Below are 3,875 nucleotides of genomic sequence, written 5' to 3' on the forward strand. Positions count from 1 at the left end.
GCGCAGCAACCGCAGTGCAACGCACTGTATGCGGACGAATGGCTGGCCGTGGACGCGGACACCCTGGCGCCGCTGCTGCGGCCCGACCCGGACCTGGACCTGCTGCTGGGCAATCCGCTGGCCACGGCCGGGCACTGGGTGTTCCGCCGCACGGCGGTGCGGACGCTGGGCGGCTTCGATCCTGCCCACGACGGCGCCAGCGAACTGGACCTGATCCTGCGCCTGTTCCTGCGCGACGGCGGCGATGGCATCGCGCACCTGCCCGAGCCGCTGCTGGTCGCCACGCCGGCCAGCGCCGAGGCCGGCGGTCCGGCGCGCCAGCGCGCGATCGCCGCGCACCTGCAGGCCCGCGGCTATCCGCAGGCCACGGTCGAGCCGTTGCCGGGCGGCCTGTTCCGCATCGACTACGGCCACCCCGCGCAGCCGCCGGTCTCGATCGTGCTGCTGGCGCAGGACAACCTGCCGGCGTTGCAGCGCGCGGTGGTCAGCCTGCTCGAACAGACCGCCTACCCCGCCTATGAATTGCTGCTGGTGGACAACGCCAGCCAGGCGCCGGAGATCACCGCGTGGATGCAGGCGGTAGCCGAACTGGGCAACGGCCGCATCCGCGTGTTCGCGCTGGAACAGCGGGTCTGCCAGGCCGAGGCGCACAACCTCGCCGCCACCCAGGCGCAGGGCGAGTACCTGCTGTTCCTGGATGCCGACAGCGCCGCGGTGCAGGACGGCTGGCTGCACGCGCTGATGAACCACGCGCAGCGGCCCGAAGTCGGCATCGTCGGCGCCAAGGGCGTGTCCGCCGACGGCCGCATCACCCATGCCGGCCTGCTGCCGGGCCTGCTGGCCGGCGCCGGCCACGCCTTCGCCGGCGAGGCGATGGCGCAGCCGGGCTACATGGGCCGGCTGCAGGTGGCACACCGCTACAGCGCGGTGTCGGCGCATTGCCTGCTGGTGCGGCGGGCGCTGTTCGAGCACCTGTCCGGCTTCGACGCGGCCGGCTTCGCCGCCGGCGGCGCCGACGTGGACCTGTGCCTGCGCGCCGCGGCGACGGGCGCCTGGACCGTGTGGACGCCGCAGGCGCTGCTGCTGCAACCAGCCTCGGCCACGCGCAGCGAGGCGGCCGACGAGGCGCTGCTGCAGCGCTGGCTGCCGGCGCTGGCGCAGGATCCGGCGTATTCGCCGAGCCTGGGCCTGGACCGGCCCGGCGGTTTCCAGTTGACCGAGTCCGAATTCTCCTGGCAGCCGCTGGCCTGGAAACCGCTACCGCGGGTGCTGGCCCATCCCGGCGACACCTTCGGCAGCGGCCAGTACCGGGTGATCCAGCCATTCCAGGCGCTGGCCGCGGCCGCGCAGATCGACGGCCTGTACTACGCGCGCCTGCTCGATCCGGTGGAGCTGCAGCGCATCGGCGCCGACGTGGTGGTGCTGCAGCGCCGGGTCGGCGACGCGGAACTGGCGCGGATGGAGCGCATGCGCCGGTTCGGCCCCGCCTTCATGGTCTACGAGCTGGACGACTACCTGCCGAACCTGCCGCTGAAGAGCGCGCATCGCGAGCACATGCCCAAGGACGTGCTGCGCTCGCTGCGGCGCGCCGCCACGCTGGTGGACCGGGTCACCGTCTCCACGCCGGACCTGGCCGAGGCGCTGGCCGGCCTGCACGGCGACATCCGCGTGGTGCGCAACCGGCTGGAGCCGCAACTGTGGGGCGCGCTGGCGCCGCCGGCGGCATCCGCCTCGGCCAAGCCACGGGTCGGCTGGGCCGGCGGGCTCAGCCACACCGGCGACCTGGAACTGATCGCCGACGTGGTGCAGGCGCTGGCCGGCGAGGTGCACTGGGTGTTCATGGGGCTGTGCCCGGAGCGGCTGCGCCGGCATGTGCACGAGGTGCACGCGGGCGTGGACTTCGCCCGCTATCCGCAGGCGCTGGCCGCGCTGGGCCTGGACCTGGCGCTGGCGCCGCTGGAAGACAACCTGTTCAATCGCTGCAAGAGCAGCCTGCGCCTGCTCGAGTACGGCGCCTGCGGCTATCCGGTGGTGGCCAGCGACCTGCCGCCCTACCGCGATGGCGCGCTGCCGGTCACCCTGGTCAAGAATCGCTTTCGCGACTGGGTCAATGCGATCCGCGCGCACCTGGCCGACGCCGACGCGCGGGCGGCGGCAGGCACTGCCCTGCGCGCGACGGTGCAGCGCGACTGGATGTTGCAGGGCGCCAACCTGCAGGAGTGGCGGGCAGCCTGGCTGCCGGACTGAGTCGGTCCCCTCGCCGGCCTTGAGGTCGCCGCGCGGCGCCCGCGTCCGACCGTGACGCGGCGCACGGCGTCAACCTGCCGACACCTTGCCGGCGCGCGGTCCGTGCCGGCCGTGCCGCCGGCGCCAGGAACCCGTCACCGGGTGCCGGCCTTGCCCGCGCACGCCTGTCCGGAGGCTGCTCAACACGTCAGTGCCGTTTCGGCACACCGCTTGCATTGCATACGGGCAAGCCGTCTCCCGGCAGGGACTTCACCGTATGAGCGACTCCATCAGCTCCATCCTTTCGCAGATCCGCAGCTACCAGGGCCAGGTCGGCCAGGCGGCGCAGACGCGGGTGGGCGATGTCGGCCGCAGCAATGCGATCGAAGGCCTGGGCGGCAGCCAGGGCGTGCAGGGCCCGAGCTTCACCGAGACCCTGCGCAACGCGATCGGCGGCGTGAACGAGGCCCAGCAGAAGTCCGGCGACCTCGCCAAGGCCTTCGAACTGGGCGACCCCAGCGCCGACCTGGCCAAGGTGATGCTGGCCGCGCAACAGTCCCAGGTGGCGTTTCGCGCTACCGTGGAAGTCCGCAACCGACTCGTCCAGGCGTACCAGGACGTGATGAACATGCCGCTGTAAGGGTAGAAGACGATGGCGCTTGCGATCAGCAAAGACACATTCAACAGCGAAAAGGCCGGGGCCTGGTTCGACCGCCTGCAGAGCCTGCAGCTCACCCGGCGCATCGGCCTGATGGCGATGATCGCGGTGGCCGTGGCCGCCGGCCTGTTCGTGTTCTTCTGGTCGCAGAAGCCGGCCTACACGCCCCTGTACACCGGCCTGGATGAGAAGGGCACGGCCGAGGCCACCGACCTGCTGCGCACCGCGCAGATCCCGTTCAAGCTCGACCAGGCCACCGGCGCGATCACCGTGCCGGAGGACAAGCTGTACGACGCGCGGCTGAAGCTGGCCGGCGCCGGCCTGACCGACAACGGCAACATGGGCTTCGAAGTGATGGAAAAGGATCCCGGCTTCGGGGTCAGCCAGTTCGTGGAGAACGCGCGCTACCAGCACGCCCTGGAAACCGAACTGGCGCGCACCATCGCCAGCCTGCGCCCGGTGCGCGAGGCGCGGGTGCATCTGGCCATCCCCAAGCCGAGCGCGTTCACCCGCCAGCGCGAGGCCGCCAGCGCCTCGGTGGTATTGGAACTGCGCGGCGGCACCACCCTGGAACGAAATCAGGTCGATGCGATCGTCAACATGGTCGCCTCCAGCATCCCCGACCTGGCGCCGGACCGCGTCACCGTGGTCGACCAGAGCGGGCGCATGCTGACCATCGCCGACCCCAACAGCGACGCCGCGCTCAACGCCGCCCAGTTCGACCAGGTGCGCCGCCAGGAAAGCGCCTACAACCAGCGCATCCGCGAACTGCTGGAGCCGATGACCGGCCCGGGCCGGGTCAACCCGGAAGTGAACGTGGACATGGACTTCTCGGTGGTCGAGGAAGCGCGCGAGCTGTACAACGGCGACCCGCCGAAGCTGCGCAGCGAGCAGGTCAGCGACAGCAGCACCAGCACCAGCGGTCCGCAGGGCGCGCCCGGCGCGACCAGCAACTCGCCGGGCAGCGCGCCGGGCCAGCCGGGCGCCACCG

Annotated in this window: 3 protein-coding genes; all 3 read left to right on the forward strand. The window is 71.8% G+C overall.

Going from position 1 to position 3,875, the window contains the following annotated elements:
- Window positions 1–2,247, forward strand: a 2,247-nt coding sequence (locus D180_RS10490) for a glycosyltransferase (RefSeq protein ID WP_017912757.1), incomplete at its 5' end; no start/stop codon positions are given.
- A 256-nt stretch (window positions 2,248–2,503) separates the two neighbouring features.
- Window positions 2,504–2,866, forward strand: coding sequence for a flagellar hook-basal body complex protein FliE (gene fliE / locus D180_RS10495; protein ID WP_010341655.1), 363 nt, complete (start codon window positions 2,504–2,506; stop codon window positions 2,864–2,866).
- Window positions 2,867–2,878: 12 nt separating this feature from the next.
- On the forward strand, window positions 2,879–3,875 hold a 997-nt coding region (gene fliF / locus D180_RS10500), incomplete at its 3' end, for a flagellar basal-body MS-ring/collar protein FliF (RefSeq protein WP_017912758.1).

Origin of the sequence: Xanthomonas sp. SHU 166 (assembly GCF_000364685.1) — a bacterium.
GTDB lineage: Bacteria > Pseudomonadota > Gammaproteobacteria > Xanthomonadales > Xanthomonadaceae > Xanthomonas_A > Xanthomonas_A sontii.

What these genes read in the sequence shown, in the direction of transcription:
- fliE (WP_010341655.1), top strand. Translation starts at nt 2,504, where the DNA reads ATGAGCGACTCCATCAGCTCCATCCTTTCGCAGATCCGCAGCTACCAG.